Genomic DNA, 24,135 nt, shown 5'->3' on the forward strand with positions numbered 1-24,135 from the left:
AAGGTGCCTAAACGGACAAACAACCCATCCGTCACTACATAGTCATAGAACGTCGTTCGGTGCTCAGGCCAGCGCCGCCTCCGCAGCGGCCAGGAACGCGTCGTTCTCGGCCGGGGTGCCGATGGTGACCCGGACCCCGTCCCCGGCGAACGGCCGCACGATCACGCCGCGCGCCTCGCACGCCTTGCCGAACGCCACGGCCCGCTCGCCCAACGGCAGCCAGACGAAGTTGGCCTGGCTCGTCGGCACCTCGGGCACGAACTTGCGCAGCGCCTCGGTGACCCGGTCCCGCTCGGCGACGACCAGGGCGCAGCGGCGCTCCATCTCCGCCACCTGCGTGAGCGCGGCGAGCGCCCCGGCCTGGGCTGCCGTGCTGCTGGAGAACGGGGTCGCCACCTTGCGGATCGCGGCGGCCACCACCGGCTGGGCAACCAACCAACCCATCCGCAGCCCGGCGAGCCCCCACGCCTTCGACAGCGTGCGCAACACCGCCACGTTGGGCCGGTCCAGGTAGTCGAGACCGTCCGGTACCTCCGCGTCGGTGACGAACTCCCGGTACGCCTCGTCGATCACCACCAGCACGTCGTCCGGCACCGCGTCGAGGAACCGGTCCAACTCGGCCCGGCGCAGCGCCGTACCCGTGGGGTTGTTCGGGTTGCAGACGAAAATCACGCGGGTGCGGTCGGTCACCGCCGCGGCCATCGCCGCGAGGTCGTGCCCGTGCCCGGCGTCGTTGGGCACCCGCACGCTGGTCGCGCCGCTGGTCGCCACGATGATCGGGTACGCCTCGAAGGACCGCCAGGAGTAGAGCACCTCGTCGCCCGGCAGGCAGGTGGCCCGCACCAGGTGCTCGGCGAGCGCCACCGAACCGCATCCGGTGGCGATCCGGTCGGCGTCCACTCCGTACCGCTCGGCCAGCGCGTCCCGCAGCGCGACCACGCCCATGTCCGGGTAGCGGTGCGAGGTGGTGATCGCCTCGGTGACCGCCTCCACCACACCGGGCAGCGGCCCGTACGGCACCTCGTTGCTGGCCAGCTTGATGGCCTCCGGCAGGCCCAATTCCCGGGCCAGGTCGGCGGGGCTGCGCCCCGGAACGTAGCTGGGCAGCGCGTCCAGGTCGACGCGGGTCAGCCGCAGCGCCGGCTGGTGACGTCCGGAGTCGGTCATGGGGTGTCTCCCGGGGGCTGGTTACTGTCGTTCGAGGGGGCGGTGTCGGTGTGCTGGGGGACTTCGACGACGACCGTCTGCGCGCGCCTGTCGTGCAGCGCCTGACGCAGGGGGTGGTCGAAGAGGGGGGAGAGAGCGTCGACCAGTTGCAGCACCAGGCCGAGCCCGGCGCAGTACCACAGCAGAGTCGGCAGGCCCATCGTGCTCCACCGGCTCAGCGCCCGGCGGACGCCCAGCGGCTGGTCGGCGGCCATCGGCACCGCCCGGATCCGCATCACCCGCTTGCCGACGGTCTGCCCGCCGGAGGCCATCGTCGGCACCTCGTACGCCAGCCAGAGCGCGGTGGCGATCAGCAGGATCGCGACCAGCAGGGAATTTGCCTGCTCACTGGGGATCGGCAGTCCGTCGGCGGAGGTGTCGCCGCGCGACGCGCGCCGGAAGACCTCCTGCCAGTACGGCGCCCACTCCTGCGCCCAGCGCCAGACGAACCAGCCGTTGACGACCACGTTCAGTGCGAAGACCAGGCCGAAGTCGATCAGCCGGGCGACGAGCCGACGACCGTAGCCGGCCAGCCTGAGGCCGTGTGGTCGCGGCTCGGGCGGTCGTCCGGGCCAGCCGGGGTGGCCGGGCGGTGGTGCCCAGCCGGGAGGGGCACCCGGCGGAGTCCAGCCCGGCGGACCGCCCTGCGGGCCCCAGCCGGGAGGGCCGGCCTGTGGTCCCCAACCCGGGCCGTGTCCCGGTTGCGGGCCGTCGCCAGGTTGCGGGCCGTACCCCGGGGGCGGGCCCTGCTGCGGTGACCAGCCCGGTGCGCCGGTCGCCGAGTCGGGGGTCGTCGACGCCGCGGGCGCGGCCGGGGTGACCGGCGCGGGCGGTGGCTCGGCCGGCGGCGGGCCGTCCGGCGGGGTCGCGTCGACGGGAATGGGTGCACCGAGCCAGCCCTCGCCGTCCCAGTAACGCCGGGTCTCGGTGTCGGCGGGGTCGACGTACCAACCAGGTTGAACGCTCACGCCGTCGCTCCGCTTCGCTTCGCGGCGGCGCGTGGCGCCACACTACTGAGCCTGCTGGTTCGCTCGCTGCGCTCGCTCGCGCCGTCGGTACTGAGCCTGCTGGTTCGCTCGCTGCGCTCGCTCACTGGGACACCTTAACGACGACCGTCCCGGCGAACTTGTCGTGGAGGCACTGCTGCCACGGCTTGTCCCAGAGCTGCCACAACCCGTCCAGGTAGCTCAGCCCCGGGACGAAGCCAGAGAACTGCTGCACCAGGAACCGCTTCGCGGCGGCCCGGCGGTCGAGGGAGCGCGTCGGGTCGAGCGGCACGATCCGCAGTTTCATCATCTTCTTGCCGAAGGTCTGGCCGGTCTTGAACATCATCTCGACGTAGTAGACGTACGCGAGCACGAGCGAGATCACGATGATCCCCAGGTCGATCCAGATCAGGGGCAGCAGGAGTTCACGGAGATAATCGGGCTCGCGGATCGAGCCGTCCGACGCGAACAGGGCGAGATCGGGCGCGACCACAACGAGGAAGATGATCGCCGCGGGCACCGCGAGCACCAGGCCGACGACCATGAAGACCGCAGCGTCGAGCAGCATGGCCAACAGCCGATCGCTGAAGCTGGCCAGCGGCTGTCCGCCCGGGGTCAGCGTCGGGGGCGCGGCGAGCGGTCGCGGTGGTCCGCCATGGAACTGCGGCGGGGCGTACCCGGGCGGGGCGTACTGCGGCGGCGCGGCGTACCCGTGGGGGTGCGGGCCGGGTTGCGGCGCGAAGCCGCCGGCGGTGGGTGGGGGCCCACCGGCCGGCGGCGTCGGGTACGACGGAGGTTGCGTCACGCTCGCAAGTGTTACAGGTTGCCGCGGGCTTCCTGCTCCCGCTCGATCGCCTGGAAGAGCGCCTTGAAGTTGCCCTTGCCGAAGCCCAGCGAGCCGTGCCGCTCGATCAGCTCGAAGAAGACAGTGGGACGGTCCTGCACCGGCTTGGTGAAGATCTGGAGCAGGTAGCCGTCCTCGTCCCGGTCGACCAGGATCTTGCGGGACTTCAGCTCCTCGATCGGCACCCGCACCTTGCCGATCCGCTCGCGCAGCTCCGGGTCGTCGTAGTACGAGTCCGGGGTGTCCAGGAAGTCGAGGCCGGCGGCGCGCATCGCGTCGACGCTGGCCAGGATGTCGTTGGTGGCGACGGCGATGTGCTGCGCGCCCGGGCCCTGGTAGAACTCCAGGTACTCGTCGATCTGGGACTTCTTGCGGGCGATCGCCGGCTCGTTGAGCGGGAACTTCACCTTGCGGGTGCCGTTCGCCACGACCTTGCTCATCAGCGCCGAGTAGTCGGTGGCGATGTCGTCGCCGACGAACTCCGCCATGTTGGAGAAGCCCATCACCCGCTTGTAGAACTCGACCCACTCGTCCATCCGGCCCAGCTCCACGTTGCCGACCACGTGGTCGACGGCCTGGAAGAAGCGCTTCGGCTGGATGCCGGCGTCGATCATCGGCTGCCGGTCCACGATCGGGCCCCGGGCCACGAAGCCGGGCAGGAACGGGCCGGTGTAGCGGGACCGGTCGACAAGCGTGTGCCGGGTGTCGCCGTACGCGGCGATGGCGGCCATCCGGACGGTGCCGTGCTCGTCGGTCACCTCGTGCGGCTCGACGACGCTGGCGGCGCCCTGCGCGATGGCGTGCGCGTACGCGGCGTCCACGTTCGGGACCTCCAGCGCGATGTCGCTGATCCCGTCGCTGTGCCGGGCCACGTGCTCGGCGCCGTCGGCGTCCGGGCGCACCGCGCCGGTGAGCACGAACCGGGCCGAGCCGCTGGTCAGGACGTACTGGGCGTGGTCCCGGTAGCCCTGCTCGGGGCCGCGGTACGCCACGCAGGTCATGCCGAAGGCGGTGGAGTAGTAGTGGGCGGCCTGCTTGGCGTTGCCGACCAGGAAGTGCACGTGGTCGAGGCCCCGGACCGGGAACGGGTCGTGGCTGATGTCGTGGTCGACAGCTCCGACGAGCCGGTCGACGTCGACGTCCTCGGTCGACTGGGGTCGGTCGATCGCCTGGGTCATGGTGGGCTCCCTCGCGTACCGGCCGGCCTTGTGGGCCGCCGTGGTCGGTTCTTGTGGCGAGGATCGCTGCCCCGGCGCCGGGTGGGCAACTGTTGGCAGAAATGCTGGTCAGGTTGCGCATTCGGTATGGTCTTCACTCATGAATGGTGAGCAGAATGTACAGCTCGACGTGCTCGACGTGCGCTTGATCGAACTGCTCGCCGAGGAGCCGAGGATCGGGGTGCTGGAGTGCTCCCGGCGGCTCGGGGTGGCCCGGGGCACCGTGCAGGCGAGGCTGGACAAGCTCGTCGAGCGGCGGGTCATCGAGGGCTTCGGCCCCGAGATCGCGCCGGCCGCGATCGGGTTCGGAGTGACCAGCTTCGTGACCCTGGAGATCAGTCAGCGGCACGGCCACGACCCGGTCACCGCCCACCTCGCCGCGATCCCCGAGGTGCTGGAGGCGCACACCATCACCGGCTCCAGCGACCTGCTCTGCCGGATCGTGGCCCGCTCCAACACCGACCTGCAACGGGTCATCGACCAGATCGTCTCGTCCGCCGGCATCACCCGCGCCTCGACGATCATCGCGCTGGCCGAGCAGATTCCCTACCGCACGCTTCCGTTGGTGCGCAGCGCTGTTCGGGCCGAGGGAAGGGCGCTGTAACACCTCCGAGCCCAGAAAGCGCGGCGACACGGCGGCGCGGGCGTACGGAAGATCCGTGATCGTGGCTACGGTGTGCGGGTGGCGAAGGGGAGCGTGCGCGGCGGGCTGCTGCTCGGCCTCGCCGTGGTCGTCGCGCTCGCCGCGACCGGCGTGTGGAACCCGTTCCCCGGCCTGTGGGACTGGGTGGACCGCAGCGAACCCATCTCCGAGCCGGACGTGGTCTGGCAGCAACGGGTCGGCGGCACTCCGCGCAGCGTGACCATCGCCGGCGACGCCGTCGTGGTGGAGCAGCGCACCCGGGTCGAGGCTCGCAGCCTGGCCACCGGCACCCAGCTCTGGGAGCGCAAGGCGGACTGGGCGGCGGTCGCCGGCGGCGACCGCGACCCGGTGGTGGCGGTGGGCAAGCTCCTGGTCAAGGGGTACGAGCTGCTCGACCCGACGACCGGGGTGACCCGGCGACGTGACGATGACGCGGTGGCCGTCTGGACGTACCGCAACCTGCTCCTCGACGCCCGGTGCACGGACGCCACCGACTGCACACTGAGCGCCTGGGACCCGCGTGGCACCGCGCCGCTCTGGACGGCCTTCCTGCCCGGAGTGCACAGCGGCCTGCTCGCCGACAACCCTGGTCTGCGCGGCACCCGCCGGCTGACCGCCACCCGGATCGACGACGGCGTGGCCGGGGCGGAGGCCGCGCCACCGCTGCTCGGCTTCCCGGTCGACGGTCGGGTCCACGTGGTCGACACCGCCACCGGCCGGGTGTTGCAGAACGTCGAACCCGGCCGGGAGGAGCGGCTCTCCGTTGTGGGTGGCCGGCTGCTGCGAATCAACGCCCGTTCCCAGGACGGCACCTGTTACTTCGCCATCTCCGCCCGGGACTCGGCGACCGGGCAGGAGGCCTGGCAGCGGGCCGGCATCAACCTGCGCACCGCCGACTCCGCCGGCTGCGTGCAACGCGAAGACCCGCAGGGTGCGCGGAACGTGCTGATCGGCGTCGCCCCGGACGGCCGCGAGACGGTCATCGACGGGTACGACGGACGGCTGCTCTGGGTCGGAGAGCCGGGCACCAAGCTGATCGCCGTGGACGACCGTTCGGCGGTGTTCCGGGCCGCCGACAAACGCTCGGTCATCGCTCGTGAGCTGGGCACCGAGAAGGTGCTCTGGACACGACAGGCAAGTGGCAAGGCCGGGGCCGCGCTCACCCCGTACGCGGCGGTGGTGGCCGACGAGAAGCCGTCCCGGCTGGCGGCACTGGACCCGCGCACCGGCCGGGAGCTGGCCGCCCTGCGCACCTCGGCGAACGCCCTCGCCGTCGGGTCACAGGGGATGATCATCGGCGAAGGGCGGGAGATCGGGTACGTCCGCTTCGGCGCGTCCGGAAGCTCGCCCACCCGCCCGCCCGGCGACGGTGGGAATCCCGGGCCGGGCGGCCCCGGCCCCGGCGGGCCGAACAACGGCGACTGCGGGCCGAAGGGCGAACTCTGCTCCGACCCGGGCGACGGCAAGGACGGCTGAGCGGGCGGTTCGCCCCCTGATCCGGACGACGGCCGGGCCCGGCACGCCTGGTGGATGAGAGCGGCGTCCCAGGACCCGCCCGGCGGGTGGGAGTGATCGACCGGTCTGCCCTAGGCTTGCCGCTCATGAGCAGTGCCGCCGCATTCTCGTACGCCCCTCTGCTGCCGACCGGCCCGGACCAGACGGACTATCGCCTGGTCACCGACGAGGGCGTGGACGTCGTACACGGCCCCGGGGGCCGCCGGTTCCTCACCGTGGAACCGGCCGCGCTCACCGCGCTGACCGCCGAGGCGATGCACGACATCGCGCACTTCCTGCGCCCCGCGCACCTGGCGCAGCTCCGGGCGATCATCGACGACCCGGCCGCCTCGCCGAACGACAGGTTCGTCGCGCTGGACCTGCTGCGCAACGCCAACATCGCCGCCGGCGGTGTCCTGCCCATGTGCCAGGACACCGGCACCGCCATCGTGATGGGCAAACGCGGCCGGCACGTGCTGACCGACGGTGCCGACGCGGAGGCGATCTCCCGGGGCGTCTACCAGGCGTACACCAAGCTCAACCTGCGCTACTCCCAGCTCGCCCCGCTGACCATGTGGGACGAACGGAACACCGGCAGCAACCTGCCCGCCCAGGTGGACCTGTACGCCGAGGACCCGGACGGGCACCCCGACGCGTACAAGTTTCTCTTCATGGCCAAGGGCGGTGGCTCGGCCAACAAGTCGTACCTCTACCAGGAGACGAAGGCGCTGCTCAATCCAACGCGGATGATGCAGTTCCTGGAGGAGAAGCTGCGGCTGATCGGCACCGCCGCCTGCCCGCCGTACCACCTGGCCATCGTCATCGGCGGCACCTCCGCCGAGTACGCGTTGAAGACCGCGAAGTACGCCAGCGCCAAGTATCTCGATGCGCTGCCGACCGCGGGTTCGATGAGCGCGCACGGCTTCCGCGACCTGGAGCTGGAGGCGGAGGTGCTGGAGCTGACCCGCAACTTCGGCATCGGCGCGCAGTTCGGTGGACGGTACTTCTGCCACGACGTACGGGTGGTCCGGTTGCCCCGCCACGGCGCGTCCTGCCCGGTGGCGATCGCCGTCTCCTGCTCGGCGGACCGCCAGGCCGTCGCCAAGATCACCCCGTCGGGCGTGTGGCTGGAGCGCCTCGAAACCGACCCGGCGCGGTTCCTGCCCGACGTCACCGACGATTCGCTCGACGCCGAGTTGGTGGTCCGGGTCGACCTGAACCGGCCGATGGACGAGATCCGCGCCGAGCTGTCGAAGTACCCGGTGAAGACGCGCCTCTCGCTCTCCGGGCCGCTCGTGGTCGCCCGGGACATCGCCCACGCGAAGATCGCCGAGCGGTTGGACGCAGGTGAGCCGATGCCGCAGTACCTGCGCGACCACGCGGTCTACTACGCCGGCCCGGCGAAGACCCCCGAGGGGTACGCGTCCGGCTCGTTCGGCCCGACCACCGCCGGCCGGATGGACGCCTACGTGGAGAAGTTCCAGGCCGCCGGTGGCTCCCAGGTGATGCTGGCCAAGGGCAACCGGTCGGGTCAGGTGACCCGCTCCTGCCAGCAGCACGGCGGCTTCTACCTCGGCTCGATCGGCGGCCCCGCGGCCCGCCTCGCCCAGGACTGCATCAAGCACGTCGAGGTGCTCGAATACGCCGAGCTGGGCATGGAGGCGGTCTGGAAGATCGAGGTGGAGGACTTCCCCGCCTTCATCGTCGTCGACGACAAGGGCAACGACTTCTTCGCCGAGGTCACCAAGCCGGTGCTCACCGTCGGCCGCCGCTGACGCGACAGGTACGCGAACGGGCGTCGGGCGAACTCGCCCGGCGCCCGTTCTGTCGCCCGTGCTCTGCCGACATCGGTACGCCCGCCCCGCTGGGGTGGGACGGGCGCACCGCCCCCGTCGGATGCCGTCACCGACAACCCGGAATGAGTGTGCTGCGCACCGCTGTCGATCCGCTCTCAGATCACTATCGCCTGACGGAGGCGATCTGTTACCACCGGACTACTCTGCTGGAAGTTGCACCATTGAAGCGGGGGAGCAGATGCGGTTCGGGATCCTGGGGCCCCTGCGGGTGGGCGGTGGCGAGTCCACTGTCACCGCCGGGCGCGACCGGATCGTGCTCGCCATGCTGTTGCTGCGGGCCGGCCGGCTCGTGCCGGTCGACGAACTGGTCGACGCGGTGTGGGAGGACCGCCCGCCGGCCACCGCCCGGGCCCAGTTGCAGACGTGCGTGTCGCGGTTGCGTCGCCGGTTCGTCGAGCTGGGGCTCTCCCCGGAGACCATCATCACCGACCCGGTCGGGTACGGCGTCCGCACCGCCCCGGGCGACCTGGACGCCGAGGTCTTCGCCCGCACTGTCGAGGCGGCCCGGACCGCCGTCGCGGCCGGCCGGCAGGCCGAGGCGAGTGAACGGTTCCGCGCTGCCCTGGCACTCTGGCGCGGGCCGGCGCTCGGAGGCATCCCCAGCCGCAGCGTCCGCCGTCGGGCACAGACGCTCGACGAGCAGCGCCTCACCGCACTGGAGGAGTGCGTCGACGTCGAGCTGCGCCTCGGGCGGGCCGCGGAGCTGATCGAGGAGCTGACCGACAGCGTCGACCAGCATCCGCTGCGGGAGCGTCTGCGTGGCCAACTGATGCTGGCGCTCTCCTCGGTGGGTCGGCAGGCCGACGCGCTCGCGGTCTACCGGGAGGGCCGGCGGTTCTACGCCGACGAGTTGGGCATCGAGCCGGGCGTCGAGTTGCAGGAGCTGCACCAGCGGGTACTTGCCGGCGACCTGGCACTCACCGGTCCGGAGGAGCGGTCCTTCACCCCGGTCCGGGCGCTGCCCCGGGCGATCAGCGATTTCACCGGACGGCAGGAGACGCTCGCCCGGCTGGTGAAGGAGATCGAGGAGGACGACGCCCGCATCCAGCTCGTCGACGGCATGGCGGGCAGCGGGAAGACCACCCTGGCCGTGCACGTCGCCACCGCGCTCGCGGACCGTTACCCCGACGCGCACCTCTTCATCGACCTGCACGGGCACAGTGAACGGGAGCCGTTGCCGGCCACCGCTGCCCTTGCCGTGCTGCTCCGCCAGCTCGGTGTCCCCGGGGACCGGATCCCCGCCGACTCCGACGAACGCGCGGCCCTCTGGCGGAGTCAACTGTCCGGGCGGCGGGCGGTCGTGGTGCTCGACAACGCCGGCAGCGCCGCTCAGGTCGAGCCGCTGCTGCCCAGTGGCCGGGACACCCTCACTCTGATCACGAGCCGCCGCCGGCTCGCCGGTTTGGACGGCGGCAAGCCGTCGTCGCTGGCCGTGCTGGACCCCGATGAGGCAGTGGAACTGCTCGGACGGGTGGCGGGCGCCGACCGGGTCGCTGCCGAGCCGGAGGCAGCCATCGAGGTGATCACCCGCTGCGGGCACCTGCCGCTGGCGATCCGGCTGGCGGGGGCCCGACTCGCCCACCGGCCCCGGTGGCGGGTCCGCGACCTGGCGGACCGGCTCGCCACCGGACGGGACGCCCTGACCGAACTGTCGGCCGGCGAACGCTCCGTCGGGCAGGCCTTCGCCCTGTCGTACGCACAGCTCGGCCTCGACCAGCAGCGGATGTTCCGGCTGCTCGCGTTGCATCCGGGGGGCTTCTTCGACGACCGGGTGGCGGCGGCGGTCGCGGACCTGCCACTACCGGAGGCCCAAATTCTGCTGGACGGTCTCGTCGACGCGCACCTCGTCGACGAGCCGGAAGCCGGTCGTTTCCGCTTCCACGACCTGATGCGCGAGTACGCCCGACAGTTGCTGGACGGCGTCGAGATTGCGGCGACGCGGGAGGCCGCCACCGCCCGCCTTCTTGATCACTACCTGCACGTGGCCCACGCGATTGCCAGTCGGATGGAGCCGGTGGCCAGTCGATCCGCCCTGGTGCTGCCGGAACCTCCCCGACCCGATCTGGTGCGGGCGTCTGCCACGGACGGCGCGGCCTGGTTCGACGCCAACCGGGACGCGCTGCCGGCGCTGGTGCGGCTGGCCGCTGCCGAAGGGCTGTTGGAACGTTGCTGGCAGCTGGCCCGCACCTCCTGGTTCTACCTGTTCTCCCATGGCCACCTGGACGAACTGGTGGACATCCACACCGTCGCGTTGCGCGCAGCCGAGCAGCTCGGCGACGCGGGGGCCATCGCCACAGTGCAGAACTACCTCTCCTCGGGTTACTTCCGGCTCGGGCGGTTCCCGCAGGCCATCGAGTTGATGGAGGGCGCGCTCCGACTGCGGCAGCAGCTCGGCGACCGGCGGGGGGAGGCAACGGTCCGCCGAAACCTGACCGTCGCGTACGGCGCGAACTGGCAACTGGCCCTCGCGATGGCCCACTCCGCTGCGGCGCTGGCGCTCGTCTCCGCCGGCGACCAGCCGGTGGAGGTCATTGCGATATTGAACAACCAGGCGTTGTTGCTGTTGGCATGGGGCCGCTATCCGGAGTCGCGGCTGGTCTCGCGGCGCCAGCTGCACCTGGCCCGCGAGATTGGGGACATGAACAACCTGTTCAACGCCCTCGGTCACCTGGGCGCGGTGCGGGCCCGACTCGGCGACTACCCGGGTGCGCGCCGGTTCCTGCGGCTGGCGTTGCAGTTCAAGCGCCGGGAGGGCAACCGCTTCGGCGAGGGTGAGGTCCTCAACGAACTGGGCACCATCGAGCGGATCCTCGGCCGGCCGGAGGAGGCCGCGACGCTGCACCGCGAGGCGCTCGCCGCGGTGACGAAGTCCGGAGACCGTGTTGCCGCCTGCCTGTCGCGCAACCTGCTGGCCCGTGCGCTCCTCGACCAGGGGGACGTGACCAGCGCGGTGGACCTGCACCGCCGGGTGCTCGCCGATGCCGTCCGGATGGGCGCCCGGCACGAGCAGGCCCGGGCGCTGGACGGTGTGGCCCGCTGCCTGCGGGACACCGACCCGGGCGAGGCCCGGTCACACTGGTTCCGAGCGCTGGCGCTGTTGCGGCAGACCGAGTCGCCGGATCAGCACGAGGTGGAACGGCTGCTCGCCGAGTTGGGCTGACGGATCATCTGCGAGTCGGCCACGGGCGCGGCAGGATGGTACGCGTGACGACTCCAGAGGCGACCGGTTACCGCATCGAACGCGACTCGATGGGCGAGGTGGAGGTGCCCGCCGAGGCGCTGTGGCGGGCGCAGACCCAGCGTGCGGTGCAGAATTTCCCGATTTCCGGCCGGGGCCTCGAACCGGCCCAGATCAAGGCCCTCGCGCAGATCAAGGGCGCGGCGGCCGAGGTCAACGGTGAGCTGGGCGTGATCGACGCCAACGTGGCCGCCGCCATCGCGGCCGCCGCCGCGCACGTGGCCGACGGTGGTTACGACGACCAGTTCCCGGTGGACGTGTTCCAGACCGGCTCGGGCACCTCGTCGAACATGAACACCAACGAGGTGATCGCGACACTGGCGAGCCGTGAGCTGGGCTCGCCGGTGCACCCGAACGACCACGTCAACGCCTCCCAGTCGAGCAACGACGTCTTCCCGTCCTCGATCCACCTGGCGGCCACCCAGTTCATCGTCGAAGACCTGCTGCCGTCGCTGGCGCACCTGGCGTCGGCGTTGGAGGCCAAGGCCGCCGAGTTCGAGACGGTGGTCAAGGCCGGGCGTACCCACCTGATGGACGCCACCCCGGTTACCCTCGGCCAGGAGTTCGGCGGGTACGCCGCCCAGGTCCGCTACGGGATCGAACGGCTGGAGGGCGCGCTGCCCCGACTGGCCGAGCTGCCGCTGGGCGGCACCGCCGTCGGCACCGGGATCAACACCCCGCTCGGCTTCGCCGCCGCCGTGATCGACAAGCTGCGCGAGTCGACCGGGTTGCCGCTCAGCGAGGCGCGTAACCACTTCGAGGCGCAGGGCGCGCGGGACGCGCTGGTGGAGACCTCGGGGCAGCTGCGGACCGTGGCGATCGGCCTCTACAAGATCGCCAACGACATCCGCTGGATGGGCTCCGGCCCCCGCGCCGGTCTGCGCGAACTGCGCATCCCCGACCTCCAGCCCGGCTCGTCGATCATGCCGGGCAAGGTCAACCCGGTGGTGGCCGAGGCGATGCGGCAGGTCTGCGCCCAGGTGATCGGCAACGACGCGACGGTCGGGTTCGCCGGCTCGCAGGGCGACTTCGAGCTGAACGTGATGCTCCCGGTGATGGGCCGCAACCTGCTGGAATCGATCCGGCTGCTCTCCGCGGTGAGTCGGCTCTTCGCCGACCGGCTGGTGGTCGGCCTGGTCGCGGACGCCGAGGTCTGTCTGGCGTACGCCGAGGGCTCACCGTCGATCGTCACCCCCCTCAACCGCTACCTGGGGTACGACGAGGCCGCGTCGATCGCCAAGGAGGCGCTGGCCAAGCAGACCTCGATCCGCGAGGTGGTCATCTCCCGGGGCCACGTCGACTCCGGCAAGCTCACCGAGACTCAGCTCGACGAGACGTTGGATCTGCTCCGGATGACCCACCCCTGACCCGCCCCCGCCCCGGTCAGGGTAGGTGCCGTGGTCTCGCCCAGCCGAGGAAGCGGGTGAAGAGCGTGGCGGGGTCCGGGCCGTCGTGCGGGTTGAGTCGGTACAGGTCGGCAGCGGCCTCGTGCAAGACCGTGCACAGGTAGATGCTCAACCCGATCCGGTCGTGCGCGTACTCCTGGCGCAGTGTGAGTCGGGCGATCGGGCACGGCCAGGGCGCGGCGCAGACCCGGCAGAGCCAGAGCGGACGCAGCGGCAGGTGCGGTCGGCGGGGTGTGGTCGCGCGGACGTCCAGGGTGGTCCGGGACATGGCGTTGCGGTCCTTCCGAGCTGACTCGTTTGTGGCATCGCCCCGCGCCCCGGCGGCGTCGCAACGCCAAGATCGTGCTCGATCCGGGAAGTAGTGGCTTCCGCGCGCTAGGACCCCACTACTTCCACGATCGAGCGCGATCTTGCGCGCCGGTCGGCTTGGTCGGGAGGCGGGACCGCCCGGCACGGGGGAGCGGGCGGTCCCGTGCGGTGCCGGCAGATCCCGGGGGACGGGGAGCGGCGCCGCGCTTCACAGTCTGGTGATCAGGCGACTACGGTCGGAAGGGTTTGGCCGCGTCGTCATAGTCGCCCTGTTTTGGGTGGCAGCGCCGCTGGCGGCCAGCTGGAGATGATCGTCGGCGGGGTGGAGGGCGGGCACGGCATGGCCGATGGACAGATGACGGCGGCGGCGTTCCTGATCGCGGAGCTGCGCCGGGCGCGGGCTCGGCGTGGCTGGAGTCAGGACGAGCTGGCCAAGGCGGTCAACTACTCGGCGTCGATGGTCAGCGCCGTCGAGCTGGGTCAGCAGCCGCCCACCGCCAAGTACCTGGAACTCGTCGACCGCGCCCTGGACACCGGCGGCCTCTTCGGCCGCATGTCCACCGAACTGGTCAGCCTGGACCGGGCACAGCCCTGGCTACGCGGCTGGCAGGCGATCTTCGAGCAGGCGCGCACGGTCCGGTGGTATGAGCCTCGCTACGTGCCCGGACTGTTCCAGACGGAGGACTACGCGCGAGCGGTCTTCGAGGCTGGCGGCCTGCTCGCTCCCGAGGAGGTTGACCGGCGACTGGCCGACCGGATGAATCGCCAGGATGTCTTGCACAGTGAACGTGCGCCGCAGATCGTGGCGGTGCTGGACGAGGCGGTGCTGCGACGACGGGTGGGCGGGCGGAAGGTGATGCGTGACCAGACGCTGCACCTGGCCGGCATCGCCACCGGGCATCCTCGGGTCCGGCTGCACGTGGTGCCGCGATCCGCTGAGGAGTATCCGGGCCTCGGCGGGCAGTTCGCGCTTGCCGCCCTACCCGACGGCACGGAACTGGCCTATATGGAGTGCCAGGTTCGCGGCCAGGAGCTGGACCAGCCGCAGGATCTGTTGCGGTTGCAGCGGGTCTGGGAGGCTACCTTGGGCGAAGCCCTGCCCCCGCAGGCGTCCATTGAATTGATCAGCGAGGTGGCCGAGTCGTGGAGTTGACCGACGCTCGATGGCGTAAGAGCAGCCGCAGCAACCAGGACAACAACTGCGTCGAGGTGGCGACGAATCTTGGGGACGTGGTCGGGGTGCGAGACAGTAAGGACTCGGACGGGCCCGTGCTCGTTGTCGACGCGTACTCCTGGCGGCTCTTCGTGGTCGCGCCCCCGCGCTGACCCGACCGCCTCGCCCGCGACGGCGGTCGGGGTTCCGCGCGTCTGGCCTGGATAAACGGCTCGACGGGGTCGTGAGCAGACCGGATGATCCGGGCTATGGGTGACGATGGCGCGGGTGTGCCGGCGGGGACCGAGCGGCTGCGGTTGCGGCGGCTGACCATTGCCGACGTGGACGCGCTGGTCGAGTTGGACAGCGACCCCGAGGTGATGCGTTTTCTTACCGGTGGTGTGGCGACCTCGCTGGCCACAGTGCGCGACGAGCAGTTGCCGAGGCTGCTGGCCCAGTACGACAGGCACCCCGGGCTGGGTCGGTGGGCGGCGCATGATCGGGAGTCCGGCGAGTTCCTGGGCTGGTTCGCGTTGGACCCGTCGGCGGACGGGACGGAGGCCGAGTTGGGCTACCGGCTGCGCCGCTCGACGTGGGGGCGAAGGCTGGCCACCGAGGGGTCGCGGGCGCTGGTCCGGTACGCCTTCGACATTGTCGGGGTGCGTCGGGTCTGGGCCGAGACGATGACTGTGAACGAGCGCTCCCGGCGGGTGATGGTGAAGGCCGGGCTGCACTACGTGCGGACCTTCCACCTCCAGTGGGACCACCCGATTCCGGGCACCGAGCAGGGCGAGGTGGAGTACGAGGTGCGGGCCGAGGAGTGGGCGACCGTCGGTCAGGAGCGGCCGGCGGCCCGGCGGGCGCGGTAGGCGGTCACCGCGGCGCGGTTGCCGCAACCGGCCTCGCAGAACCGCCGGGACCGGTTGCGGGACAGGTCGACGACCACGTTGTCGCAGTCCGGGTATTCGCAGATCCGCAGTCGACTCAGCTCGCCGCTACGGACCAGGTCGGCCATCGCCATGGCGGCCTCGACAGCGATCCGGGTGGCCAGCGGCGCGTCGCGGGGCACGGCGTGCAGGTGGTACGGCTCGTCGTCGTGCTCGATGAGCTGAGGCAGCGCCTTGTGTTCCAGCAGCAGGCCGTTGACCACCGCGACGATCTCGGGTGGCTCGGAGTGCCAGATGCGGCGCAGTTGGGGGCGGATCTCCCGGACGGCGTGCAGCTCGGCGTCGGTGTGCTCGTGCCGGCCGCTGTAGGAGTAGCGGGCGAAGAACGCGTCCAGCGCCGCGATGTCGGGCAGCAACTCACCGTCCCGACCTGCGGTGTTGACCAGCGCCGCGGCGGCGATCAGCGAACACTCGGTGTCATGAGCGAATAGCAACTTGACTCCTGTCATGGCTTCCGCCTAGCGTCATCAGCACAAGGATAGTTTGCCCATGACACGGTGCCCATTGCGAGGAGCGCGACATGCACTCACGACCTGCTGCCGGCGTCGGGTTGGCGCTGCTCTCCGCAGTCACCTTCGCCACCTCCGGCACCTTCGCGCGATCGCTCATCGAGGCCGGCTGGTCAGCCGAGTCCGCTGTGATCGCCCGCGTCGGCGTGGCCGCCCTGGTGCTGGCGATCCCCGCCCTGCTGTCGCTGCGGGGCAAATGGCACGTGCTGCGAAGCAACGCCACGGCCATCGGGCTGTTCGGGCTCCTCGGGGTGGCGCTGGCCCAGGTGTGCTTCTTCAATGCCGTGCGTTACCTGCCGGTCGGTGTCGCGCTGCTGCTGGAATACCTGGGCATCATCCTCGTCGTGGTCTGGATGTGGCTGCGGCACGGGCAGCCGCCCCGCCGGCTCACCGTCGCCGGGTCGGTGGCCGCGCTGGCCGGGCTGGCGTTCGTGCTCGACCTCGCCGGCACCGCCGACTTCCACCCGGTGGGCGTGCTCTGGGGGTTGGGCGCGGCGTTCGGCCTGGCCGGATATTTCGTCCTCGCCGGTCGGGTCGACCCCCGGCTGCCCTCGGTCGCCATGGCCAGCGGTGGAATGGCCGTCGGCGCCGCAGTGCTGCTCCTCATCGGGCTGACCGGCCTGCTGCCGTTGCACGCCACCTTCGGTGAGGTCACCTTCGCCGGGCAGCCCACCAGCTGGTTGGTGCCCATCGCCGGGCTGTCGCTGGTGGCCGCCGTCATCGCGTACCTCGCCGGCATCGCCGGCACCCGGATCCTCGGGCCCCGCCTGTCGTCGTTCGTCGGGCTGACCGAGGTGCTCTTCGCGGTGCTGATCGCCTGGCTGTTCCTGAACGAGCTGCCCACCGGCTGGCAGTTGTTCGGTGGTGCGCTGATCGTCGCCGGCGTCGCCCTGGTACGCCTCGACGAACTGCGTGGGTCGCCCTCGACGCCCGCGCCGGTCACGCCCGAGCCCGAGTTGGCGCTTGACGGTCGGTGAGGTTCGGGGGTCGGTGTGCCCTCGCTGGTCGGTGAGTTTCCGGACGTACCACCGGCGCTGGCCGTGCTGCGCAGCCGGTACACGCTGGGCTTCGCCACCAACGGCAACAGCCGCGCCGAACGCTGCGGGCTCGCCCGCGGGTTCGCCTTCGAGCTGTACGCGCACGAGAACGGCCTGCCCAAGAAGCCGGCCCCGGAGTTCTACGCCGCTGTGGTAACGGCGGCCGGGGTGCCGGCCGAGCGGATCGTGTACGTCGGCGGCTTGTGGGAGCACGACGTGGTGGCACCCCAACGGGCCGGCCTGCGGTCGGTGTGGCTGAACCGGCTCGGCCTGCCTCGCCCCCTCGGCTGCACCCCCGACGCCGAGGTTTCCAGCCTCACCGAGCTGCCGGCCGTTCTGGCGAATCTCGAACTGGCGGGATTCACGGCCATAACGGGCGCTCAACTGGCGTAATCCGGATCGTTGTTGTGTGATGGCTGCCACGTCCCTCAACGAGAGGATCCGATGTGGTGAGCAAGCGCTTCACCGCCCGTACTGTCGCGACCGCGGCTGTGCTGGCACTTACGGCTACGGGGTTGGGCGCGCCGGCCAACGCCGCGCCGAGCGACTCCCGCACCTTCACGGTCGTCGCCGAGGATGGCGTCGCCACCGACACGGCCGTCGCCGCGATCCGGGCAGCTGGCGGCACTGTGGTGTCCCGGTCCGACGAGGTCGGCATGTTCCAGGTCAGCAGCGACCGGGCCGACTTCGCGACCAGGGCGACCGCCGCGCCGACGCTGATCGGCGCCGCCGAGCAGAAGGCCATCGGCCGCAAGCCCAAGCTGGACCGGGTCGAGCAGGAGCACCTGCTGGCCGCCGCCGGTGCTCGTGCCGGTGCTGCCGGTGCTGCCAAGAAGGGCGCCAAGCTCGATCCGCTCGACGACAAGCTGTGGGGCCTGGAGATGATCCGGGCCGACAAGGCCCGCAAGATCGAACCGGGCGACCGTCGGGTGACCGTCGGCGTACTGGACACCGGCGTCGACGCCAGCAACCCGGACATCGCGCCGAACTTCAACTGGTCGCTGTCGCGCAACTTCGCCCCCGACCTGACCGACGTGGACGGCCCCTGCGAGGTGCAGAGCTGCCTCGACCCGGTCGGCACCGACGACGGCGGGCACGGCACCCACGTGGCCGGCACCATCGGCGCTGCGGCCAACGGCTTCGGCCTCTCCGGCGTCGCCCCGAACGTCTCGCTGGTCGAGCTCAAGGGTGGCCAGGACTCCGGCTACTTCTTCCTCGACCCGGTCGTCAACGCCCTGGTCTACGCCGGCCGGTCCGGGATCGACGTGGTCAACATGTCGTTCTACGTCGACCCGTGGCTGTACAACTGCACCGCCAACCCGGCCGACTCGCCCGAGGACCAGGCCGAGCAGCGGGCCATCATCAAGGCGATGAAGCGGGCGCTGATCTTCGCGCACAACAAGGGCGTCACCCTCGTCGGTGCGCTCGGCAACAACAACGAGGACCTGGGCGCACCGCGCACCGACGTCACGAGCCCCGACTATGGTGCCGACCCGTACGACCGCCCGATCGACAACGAGAGCTGCTGGGACCTGCCCACCGAGGGCCCGCACGTGATCGGTGTGTCGTCGGTTGGCCCGTCCGGCAAGAAGTCGGACTTCTCCAACTACGGCACCGAGCAGATCTCGGTCGCCGCGCCGGGAGGTTGGTTCCGGGACGGCTTCGGCACCGACACCCACCGGACCCCGGCCAACATGATCCTCTCCACCTACCCGCTGAAGGTGCTCCAGGAGGAGCCGATCTCCGCGACCATCCCGGACCCACGGGTGGACGCCGATGGCAACATCGACCCCCGGATCGCCAACGAGGTCTTCAAGCAGTGCAAGGCCAACGGTGAGTGTGGCTACTACACGTACCTCCAGGGCACCTCGATGGCGTCCCCGCACGCCGCTGGTGTCGCCGCGCTGATCGTCAGCCGGCACGGCAAGGCGCAGGGTCGGACTGGCTTCGGGATGTCGCCGGACCAGGTCGAGCAGCACCTCTACCGCACGGCCGCCGAGCACGCGTGCCCGGAGCCGCGCCTCCAGCAGTACCGCAACGAGGGCCGGGACGAGACCTACGACGCGTACTGCGCCGGTGGGGTCAACTTCAACGGCTTCTACGGCTACGGGATCGTCGACGCCTACGCGGCGGTGAAGACCCCGCTCAAGCCGAACGCCCGCCCGTAGCGCACATCGCACTACGGAGGTGGCCCAACCGCCACCACCGTCGGGGCCCGGTCGACACCTCGTCGACCGGGCCCTGCGGTCGTCCGGGCCCGTTGTCCCGAGCCGCCGCCGCCCGGCGCTCATCATGATCGACTCGGCTTCCTGGAAGGCGCGGTGTTGGTGCCCGAAGGATGGCGCGGTTTCCAGGAAACCGAGGTGATCCTGGTCATTTGGACGATCCCTGTCGCCAGCCGCGGCTGACCAGCGCGTCGCGTACCTCACGAAGCACCGCCGGGAACTCGCCGTGCAGCCGCCGGCTGGTCACGTGCAGGACCAGCCACCCCGCGCCCACCAGCAGATTCAGCCGACGGCGGTCACGGTGCAGCTGCTCCACGTCGGAGTGCCACGTGCCGTCGTACTCCACCGCCACCCGATATTGCGGCCAGGCCAGGTCGGGGTGCAGAACAACGCCGGTGGGCAGGCGCACCGGATGTTGAACGGCTGGGCGCGGCAGCCCACCCAGCACCAACCGCACGCGTAGGTGTGACTCCGGCGGGGACTCGGCGCCGCCGTCGGCCAGGTCGAACACCCAACGTGCTCGTCGCGCGCCCGGCCGGTCAGCGTTACGGGCAGCCATGGCGGCCAGGGTGTCGCGATCGGCCAGCCCCTGCCCGAGCAGCGAATCGACGATGGCGACCGCCCGGACCGGGTCGAGCCAGACAGCCGTCTCCCAGGCGGCCCGGCCGGGGTCTGACCGGGGGATCGGAAGGTCCCGCTCGCTGGGACTGGTCGCCGCCCACCCATCGCCCCGGCTGGCCGTGACCATGCCCCCTGCTCCGACGGACACCATGGCCGGGCGGGACAGGTGCCGTGCGGGGCGTGGTGACATCCCGCCGACAGGTGGGCGGCCTGCTCCCTGAGGCCTCGCCGCATCGCGTGGACGTCCAGCGATCAAGGGTCGTCCTGCGTCTGGCGATCGTCCTGCGTCTGGCGGTCGTCCTGCGTCCGATTGCTGTCCCGTGCCTGCCGGTCGTCGTGTGGTCGGCACCGCCAGCCTGGGGGTCTCACTCGCCGTTAGCGGGGTGATGGCATTGACGTGCACGCGGAGGCCGCGCTGTGGGCCGATCCGCAGCGGTCGGGGCACGAGGACGTGCACATCGTCAGTGAAGCTCGCGGCGTGTTGGACGCCGTGCAGGTAGGCGGCGGACGGGCCGCCGACCATTACTCCGGGCGGTAGCCGGAGGAGGGCGGCGCGACACGCGAGGGCGTGGTCCCGGTCCAGCCGCGAGTCGGCGTAGATGTCGTGGCGCAACCGCACCCAGGCGGAGTTGCGCAACTGATGTTCGGTGAGCTGGCCGTCCCGGACAGCGTCGGAGCCGCGGAAGACCTGCCAGGCCAGGGCATCGGGGCGGTGCGGACGTGGTGGCATGCCGAGCAGCCTGCCGACCGCGCACCGGGCACCGAAACCCCTGTGGACAACCCGGCGTGCGGGTGCCGCCGGACCTGTGGACAACCACGAATCCGCCTGCCGATCGTGCTATGACACCGGGCCGATCAGGCATCCGGGCCGCCGACGGGTGGTGATCCACTCGCGTTCCTGAAAGTCGGGCGGTCACCGGGCCTGGGACACCGCGACTTCCGTGAACCCGAGTGGATCAAGGGCGCGGGGTCAGCTGAGGGCTGTGGTGATGGCTCGGGCGGCGGCCAACACCTGGGGGCCGAGCGTGTCGACGTCCAGTGGGGCGAGCGCGACCACGCCGACGCTGGCCTCCAGCCCGGGTACGCCGAGCACTGGCGCAGCCACCCCGTACGCCCCGGCCTGCAACTCACCGCTGCTACTCACCGGCTCTGCCACCCCGGCGCGACCGGCCAGGATCGCCCGGCCGGCAGCTCCCCGCTCCAGTGGATGCCGTGCGCCGGTCCGGTACGCGACGTGGAACGACGTCCAGCTCGGCTCGACCACGGCCAGGGCGACGCCCTCTCCACCTTCGACGACGGTCAGATGTGCTGTCGCGCCGGCCTGCTCGGCCAGACGGCGTAGCGCGGGCAGCGCACCCTCGGCGAGCAGCGGCTGGGCCCGTCGGGCCAGGTGCAGCAACCCGGCACCGAGGCGCAGTCGACCTTCTCCGTCGCGGCGCAGCATTCCGTGCCCGGTCAGCGCGCTGACCAGCCGGTAGACGGCGGCCCGGCCGATGCCGAGCCGATTGGCGGCCTCGGTGACGGTCAGACCGCCAGAGGCGTCGGCGACCAGGTGCAGCAGTCGCAACCCCCGGTCCAGCGTCTGCGACGTCTCCCCGCCCCGCCCCGCGACCGCGTCGGCCGGCCGGGTGGCGCGTTCGAAGGCCGGGTCGGCGGGGGCGGTGGGGTTGGCTGGCGGGTCACCGGAGCCACCGGAGCGTGCGGTCGCATCCACGCCTGGCAGCGTACGACCCGGCACCGGCGGACCCGGACAGGCACGGACAGCTACCCTTGTACGGTGACGCTACGCCTGTACGACACCGCCACCCGATCGGTGCGGGACTTCGTCCCGCGGGAAGCCGGCAAGGTGGGGGTCTACCTGTGTGGTCTCACCCTTCAGGCTCCGCCGCACATCGGTCACCTTCGCTCCGGCGTCAACTATGACGTCCTGCGTCGCTGGCTGTTGGCCGCCGGCTACGAGGTCACCTTCATTCGCAACCTGACCGACATCGACGACAAGATCCTGGTCAAGGCCGGCGAGCAGGGCCGTCCGTTCTGGTCGATCGCGTACGCCAACGAGTTGCTGCTCGCCGAGTCGTACCGGTCGTTGAACGTGGTGGCGCCCACCTATGAGCCGCGCGCCACCGGGCACATCCCCGAGATGCATGAGCTGATCACGAAGTTGATCGCCGACGGGCACGCGTACCCGGCGAGTGACGGCTCCGGCGACGTCTACTTCGACGTGGCGTCCTGGCCGGCGTACGGGTCGCTGTCGGGTCAGTCTCCGGACGCCATGCAGTCCGCCGGGGACGCCCCGGATCGGGGCAAGCGGGATCCGCGCGACTTCGCGCTGTGGAAGGGTGCCAAACCGGACGAGCCGGCGGACGCCTACTGGCCCTCGCCGTGGGGGCTGGGCCGTCCCGGCTGGCACATCGAGTGCTCGGCGATGTGCTGGCGCTATCTCGGCCCCGAGTTCGACATCCACGGTGGTGGCCTGGATCTGACGTTCCCGCACCACGAGAACGAGATCGCCCAGTCCCAGGCGGCCGGGTTGCCGTTCGCCCGCTACTGGGTGCACCACGGGCTGTTGAGCATCGGCGGGGCCAAGATGGGCAAGTCCGCCGGCAACGCGCTGGGCCTGGCGTACGTGGACTCGCTCGGGGTGCGGCCGGTGGAGCTGCGTTACTACTACGCCGCCGCGCACTACCGCTCGTTGATCGACTACTCGGAGGATTCGCTGCGCGACGCGGCCACCGCGTACCGGCGGATCGAGGGTTTCGTGCAGCGGGCCGCCGAGCGGGTCGGTGCCGGGCAGCTCGGTGACCTGCCCGTCGGCTTCGTCGCGGCGATGGACGACGACCTCAACACGTCCGCCGCGCTGGCCGTGCTGCAACAGCACATTCGGGACGGCAACACCGCGCTGAGCGCCGGTGATGATGTGACCGTCCGCACCACGCTGGCCGTGGTGCGGGCAATGCTGGATATTCTCGGGATCGACCCCCTCGACCCGGCCTGGACCGGCGGCGGCCGATCGGACGACCTTCGTGCCGTGGTGGACTCTCTGATCGCGCTGGCCCTGGAGCAGCGTGCGCAGGCGCGGGGCCGCAAGGACTGGACCGCAGCGGACGCCGTGCGTGACCAGCTCAAGCTGGCCGGCGTGGTGGTCGAGGACACCCCCCAGGGCCCCCGTTGGACTATTGGAGAGCAGGACTGATGGCCGGCAACTCGCAGCGCCGTGGCCGGCGACTGACGTCGAAGGCAGGCGCCCCCAAGGGCACCGGCGGCAAGAACAAGGACTCGTTGGCCGGGCGGGGTCGCACCCTGCCCGCTGACGAGCGGCCGTGGCACAAGGGCTACTCGGGCACCGAGAAGCTGCCCCAGCGCACCGCCTGGAAGCAGGACAAGGAGCGCCGCGCGGCGGCCGAGGAGGGGCGCGCCCCCAAGATCGGCCAGCCTGGCAGCAAGGACACCACCTGGGGTCGGGGTGGCGGTCGGGGCGTACCGGGCGGCCGGGGTGCCGCCACCGGCGGGCGGGGCGGCAAGCCCACCGGCCGGTCCGGCCCCCGGGTCACGCCGGGACGCAAGTCCAACCCGTCCAAGGACACCCCTGAGCTGTTGGTCGGGCGTAACCCGGTGCTGGAGGCGCTGCGCGCCAACGTGCCGGCGACGGCGCTCTACACGGCCCTGGGCATCGACATGGACGACCGGATCAACGAGATCATCCGGACCGCCGCCGACCGGGGCATCGCCAACCTGGAGATCAGCCGCGCCGAGTTGGACCGGATGACCGGCGGGGTGCTGCACCAGGGCGTCGGCCTGCAGGTGCCGCCCTTCGCGTACCAGCCGTTCGAGGACATGGTCGCCGCTGCCCTGGAGCAGCAGGCTCCGCTGCTCGTCGCGCTGGACGGTGTCACCGACCCGCGCAACCTGGGCGCTGTGATCCGGTCGGCTGCCGCGTTCGGCGCGCAGGGTGTCTTCGTACCCGAGCGTCGTGCCGCCGGGATCACCGCGACCGCCTGGCGGACCAGTGCCGGCGCGGCCGCGCGGGTGCCCGTGGCGCAGGTGACCAACCTGACCCGGTCGCTGAAGGCGTGCCGCGACGCCGGCTTCATGGTCGTCGGCCTGGACGCCGACGGCGACACCGACCTCTACAACCTGGAGGCCGCTGTCGGTCCGCTGGTGGTGGTGGTCGGTTCCGAGGGACGCGGTCTTTCCCGCCTGGTCGGGGAGACCTGCGACCTGACCGTCAGCATCCCGATGATCTCCGAGATCGAGTCGCTGAACGCCAGCGTCGCCGCGGCGGTCGCCCTGGCCGAGGTCGCCCGCCGGCGCTCCGTCGAGCTGTAACGCACGTCGACGAAGGCCCTCTCCCGCCGAGCGCGGGAGGGGGCCTTCGTCGTCAGGCGCCCAGGCAGGGTGAACAGCCAATTGTGGTACGACGGAAGGGGCGGCCCGCCGAAGCGGA

The 24,135-nt window shown here is 71.2% G+C and carries 21 protein-coding genes and 1 pseudogene; 14 read left to right on the forward strand and 8 right to left on the reverse strand.

Features of this window, described 5'->3' with window-relative positions; all coding sequences use genetic code 11:
• Positions 1-63 precede the first annotated feature (63 nt).
• The 4 genes from hisC to hppD all read right to left on the reverse strand — a co-directional run bounded on the left by hisC (position 64) and on the right by hppD (position 4,214).
• On the reverse strand, positions 64-1,167 hold the full coding sequence (gene hisC / locus NIE79_RS00220; RefSeq protein ID WP_238676563.1) for a histidinol-phosphate transaminase: 1,104 nt from the start codon (positions 1,165-1,167) through the stop codon (positions 64-66).
• Positions 1,164-2,174: an RDD family protein gene (locus tag NIE79_RS00225; RefSeq protein WP_238676564.1), complete on the reverse strand. Its 1,011-nt coding sequence runs from the start codon at positions 2,172-2,174 to the stop codon at positions 1,164-1,166. The genes hisC and NIE79_RS00225 overlap by 4 nt, the downstream gene beginning before the upstream one ends.
• A gap of 121 nt (positions 2,175-2,295) precedes the next feature.
• A complete protein-coding gene (locus tag NIE79_RS00230; protein WP_238676565.1) occupies positions 2,296-2,997 on the reverse strand; it encodes an RDD family protein in 702 nt (233 codons plus the stop codon).
• Positions 2,998-3,008: 11 nt separating this feature from the next.
• Positions 3,009-4,214, reverse strand: a complete 1,206-nt coding sequence (gene hppD, locus NIE79_RS00235; protein ID WP_238676566.1) for a 4-hydroxyphenylpyruvate dioxygenase — start codon at positions 4,212-4,214, stop codon at positions 3,009-3,011.
• A gap of 139 nt (positions 4,215-4,353) precedes the next feature.
• Between hppD and NIE79_RS00240 the strand changes: the two genes are divergently transcribed.
• The 5 genes from NIE79_RS00240 to NIE79_RS00260 all read left to right on the forward strand — a co-directional run bounded on the left by NIE79_RS00240 (position 4,354) and on the right by NIE79_RS00260 (position 12,851).
• The gene (locus NIE79_RS00240) at positions 4,354-4,857 is read left to right on the forward strand and encodes an Lrp/AsnC family transcriptional regulator (protein WP_238667176.1); all 504 of its coding nucleotides are present in this window, start codon (positions 4,354-4,356) and stop codon (positions 4,855-4,857) included.
• A gap of 72 nt (positions 4,858-4,929) precedes the next feature.
• Positions 4,930-6,372, forward strand: a complete 1,443-nt coding sequence (locus NIE79_RS00245; RefSeq protein WP_372471366.1) for an outer membrane protein assembly factor BamB family protein — start codon at positions 4,930-4,932, stop codon at positions 6,370-6,372.
• 125 nt (positions 6,373-6,497) lie between these two features.
• On the forward strand, positions 6,498-8,165 hold the full coding sequence (locus tag NIE79_RS00250) for a fumarate hydratase (RefSeq protein ID WP_091403108.1): 1,668 nt from the start codon (positions 6,498-6,500) through the stop codon (positions 8,163-8,165).
• 259 nt (positions 8,166-8,424) lie between these two features.
• Complete coding sequence (locus NIE79_RS00255) at positions 8,425-11,406, forward strand: AfsR/SARP family transcriptional regulator (protein ID WP_238676568.1); 2,982 nt, start codon at positions 8,425-8,427, stop codon at positions 11,404-11,406.
• A gap of 35 nt (positions 11,407-11,441) precedes the next feature.
• Positions 11,442-12,851 (forward strand): class II fumarate hydratase, encoded by a 1,410-nt coding sequence (locus tag NIE79_RS00260; protein WP_181518450.1) that lies wholly within the window; start codon positions 11,442-11,444, stop codon positions 12,849-12,851.
• A gap of 16 nt (positions 12,852-12,867) precedes the next feature.
• Here NIE79_RS00260 and NIE79_RS00265 read toward each other — a convergent pair whose 3' ends face one another.
• A complete protein-coding gene (locus NIE79_RS00265) occupies positions 12,868-13,158 on the reverse strand; it encodes a hypothetical protein (protein ID WP_238676569.1) in 291 nt (96 codons plus the stop codon).
• A 381-nt stretch (positions 13,159-13,539) separates the two neighbouring features.
• Between NIE79_RS00265 and NIE79_RS00270 the strand changes: the two genes are divergently transcribed.
• From NIE79_RS00270 to NIE79_RS00280, 3 genes are all read left to right on the forward strand, one after another.
• Positions 13,540-14,352 carry a helix-turn-helix domain-containing protein gene (locus NIE79_RS00270; protein WP_238676705.1) on the forward strand — a complete coding sequence of 271 codons (813 nt, stop codon included), beginning with the start codon at positions 13,540-13,542 and terminating at the stop codon, positions 14,350-14,352.
• Positions 14,343-14,525, forward strand: coding sequence for a DUF397 domain-containing protein (locus NIE79_RS00275; RefSeq protein WP_238676570.1), 183 nt, complete (start codon positions 14,343-14,345; stop codon positions 14,523-14,525). The genes NIE79_RS00270 and NIE79_RS00275 overlap by 10 nt, the downstream gene beginning before the upstream one ends.
• A gap of 96 nt (positions 14,526-14,621) precedes the next feature.
• Positions 14,622-15,221: a GNAT family N-acetyltransferase gene (locus NIE79_RS00280; protein ID WP_238676571.1), complete on the forward strand. Its 600-nt coding sequence runs from the start codon at positions 14,622-14,624 to the stop codon at positions 15,219-15,221.
• Here NIE79_RS00280 and NIE79_RS00285 read toward each other — a convergent pair.
• Positions 15,188-15,733, reverse strand: a complete 546-nt coding sequence (locus NIE79_RS00285; RefSeq protein ID WP_238676706.1) for a CGNR zinc finger domain-containing protein — start codon at positions 15,731-15,733, stop codon at positions 15,188-15,190. The two genes, NIE79_RS00280 and NIE79_RS00285, sit on opposite strands and share 34 nt — an antisense overlap.
• A gap of 86 nt (positions 15,734-15,819) precedes the next feature.
• On the opposite strand from NIE79_RS00285, the gene NIE79_RS00290 reads away from it, so the two are divergent.
• From NIE79_RS00290 to NIE79_RS00300, 3 genes and pseudogenes are all read left to right on the forward strand, one after another.
• Positions 15,820-16,785, forward strand: coding sequence for an EamA family transporter (locus NIE79_RS00290; RefSeq protein ID WP_238676572.1), 966 nt, complete (start codon positions 15,820-15,822; stop codon positions 16,783-16,785).
• A 21-nt stretch (positions 16,786-16,806) separates the two neighbouring features.
• Positions 16,807-17,238 (forward strand): annotated as a pseudogene (locus NIE79_RS00295) (HAD family hydrolase); the annotation flags it as partial.
• 56 nt (positions 17,239-17,294) lie between these two features.
• Positions 17,295-19,013 carry a S8 family serine peptidase gene (locus NIE79_RS00300; protein ID WP_238676573.1) on the forward strand — a complete coding sequence of 573 codons (1,719 nt, stop codon included), beginning with the start codon at positions 17,295-17,297 and terminating at the stop codon, positions 19,011-19,013.
• Positions 19,014-19,218: 205 nt separating this feature from the next.
• Here the strand turns inward: NIE79_RS00300 and NIE79_RS00305 are convergent, their stop codons facing one another.
• Entirely contained in the window at positions 19,219-19,818 is a 600-nt protein-coding gene (locus NIE79_RS00305) for an endonuclease domain-containing protein (RefSeq protein WP_238676574.1), read from the reverse strand.
• Positions 19,819-20,088: 270 nt separating this feature from the next.
• Between NIE79_RS00305 and NIE79_RS00310 the strand changes: the two genes are divergently transcribed.
• On the forward strand, positions 20,089-20,229 hold the full coding sequence (locus NIE79_RS00310; protein WP_238676575.1) for a hypothetical protein: 141 nt from the start codon (positions 20,089-20,091) through the stop codon (positions 20,227-20,229).
• Between the two features lie 432 nt (positions 20,230-20,661).
• Here the strand turns inward: NIE79_RS00310 and NIE79_RS00315 are convergent, their stop codons facing one another.
• Positions 20,662-21,405 carry an IclR family transcriptional regulator gene (locus tag NIE79_RS00315; protein WP_372471369.1) on the reverse strand — a complete coding sequence of 248 codons (744 nt, stop codon included), beginning with the start codon at positions 21,403-21,405 and terminating at the stop codon, positions 20,662-20,664.
• Positions 21,406-21,468: 63 nt separating this feature from the next.
• On the opposite strand from NIE79_RS00315, the gene cysS reads away from it, so the two are divergent.
• Both cysS and rlmB read left to right on the forward strand, forming a co-directional pair.
• Positions 21,469-22,884, forward strand: a complete 1,416-nt coding sequence (gene cysS, locus NIE79_RS00320; RefSeq protein WP_238676576.1) for a cysteine--tRNA ligase — start codon at positions 21,469-21,471, stop codon at positions 22,882-22,884.
• The gene (rlmB, locus tag NIE79_RS00325; RefSeq protein ID WP_238676577.1) at positions 22,884-24,017 is read left to right on the forward strand and encodes a 23S rRNA (guanosine(2251)-2'-O)-methyltransferase RlmB; all 1,134 of its coding nucleotides are present in this window, start codon (positions 22,884-22,886) and stop codon (positions 24,015-24,017) included. Before cysS ends, rlmB begins: the two co-directional genes overlap by 1 nt.
• Positions 24,018-24,135: the final 118 nt, after the last annotated feature.

The sequence above is a fragment of the Micromonospora trifolii genome (assembly GCF_022229005.1).
In the GTDB taxonomy this organism is placed as follows: domain Bacteria; phylum Actinomycetota; class Actinomycetes; order Mycobacteriales; family Micromonosporaceae; genus Micromonospora; species Micromonospora trifolii.

Bases quoted from the DNA above. Each gene is read 5' to 3' on its own strand.
- hisC (WP_238676563.1), bottom strand. From the start codon at position 1,167: ATGACCGACTCCGGACGTCACCAGCCGGCGCTGCGGCTGACCCGCGTC.
- hppD (WP_238676566.1), bottom strand. From the start codon at position 4,214: ATGACCCAGGCGATCGACCGACCCCAGTCGACCGAGGACGTCGACGTC.
- NIE79_RS00240 (WP_238667176.1), top strand. From the start codon at position 4,354: ATGAATGGTGAGCAGAATGTACAGCTCGACGTGCTCGACGTGCGCTTG.
- NIE79_RS00250 (WP_091403108.1), top strand. From the start codon at position 6,498: ATGAGCAGTGCCGCCGCATTCTCGTACGCCCCTCTGCTGCCGACCGGC.
- NIE79_RS00255 (WP_238676568.1), top strand. From the start codon at position 8,425: ATGCGGTTCGGGATCCTGGGGCCCCTGCGGGTGGGCGGTGGCGAGTCC.
- NIE79_RS00260 (WP_181518450.1), top strand. From the start codon at position 11,442: ATGGTACGCGTGACGACTCCAGAGGCGACCGGTTACCGCATCGAACGC.
- NIE79_RS00265 (WP_238676569.1), bottom strand. From the start codon at position 13,158: ATGTCCCGGACCACCCTGGACGTCCGCGCGACCACACCCCGCCGACCG.
- NIE79_RS00270 (WP_238676705.1), top strand. From the start codon at position 13,540: ATGGCCGATGGACAGATGACGGCGGCGGCGTTCCTGATCGCGGAGCTG.
- NIE79_RS00280 (WP_238676571.1), top strand. From the start codon at position 14,622: ATGGGTGACGATGGCGCGGGTGTGCCGGCGGGGACCGAGCGGCTGCGG.
- NIE79_RS00290 (WP_238676572.1), top strand. From the start codon at position 15,820: ATGCACTCACGACCTGCTGCCGGCGTCGGGTTGGCGCTGCTCTCCGCA.
- NIE79_RS00305 (WP_238676574.1), bottom strand. From the start codon at position 19,818: ATGGTCACGGCCAGCCGGGGCGATGGGTGGGCGGCGACCAGTCCCAGC.
- rlmB (WP_238676577.1), top strand. From the start codon at position 22,884: ATGGCCGGCAACTCGCAGCGCCGTGGCCGGCGACTGACGTCGAAGGCA.